This window comes from Neisseria sp. P0021.S007 (genome assembly GCF_051956855.1).
Window position 1 is genome coordinate 1 of record NZ_JBQCXA010001142.1, and the last position, 526, is coordinate 526.

Consider the following 526-nt stretch of genomic DNA (forward strand, 5'->3'; position numbering starts at 1 on the left):
CAATATACGGCGGAACGCCTGCGACTGCGGTGCCCAAAATCTGGCCGAGCAAAATGGCGATAAACGTACCTGATTCAATCAGACTGTTGCCCATAATCAGCTCTTTGTCGTTGAGGTAATCGGGCAAAATGGCGTATTTCAGCGGGCCGAACAAAGTCGATTGCGTACCCATGCAAAACAGGCAGATTAAAAGCAAAGGCGCGGATTGAATATAGAAGCCATATGCCGCTACTGCCATGATGATGATTTCCAACAGCTTGATCCAACGCGCCAAAACGGCTTTGTCGAATTTGTTGCTCAGCTGCCCTGACAGCGCGGAAAACAGGAAATAGGGCAGGATAAACAGCATCGCGCCCAAGTTCAGCATTTGGCTGGACGGCAGAAAGTCGTTTTTGCCCAAACCGTAAAAACTGATCATCACGAATAATGCGGTTTTAAACACATTATCGTTAAACGCGCCTAAAAACTGCGTCCCAAAGAGCGGCGCAAAACGGCGGGTCGTGTGGAAATTCAGATTGTCTTTTTT

Annotated in this window: 1 protein-coding gene; it reads right to left on the minus strand. The window is 48.1% G+C overall.

Translation table 11 applies throughout. The features are described 5' to 3' along the window. On the minus strand, nucleotides 1–526 hold a 526-nt coding region (locus ACTHUR_RS17950; RefSeq protein ID WP_440400095.1), incomplete at both ends, for an MFS transporter.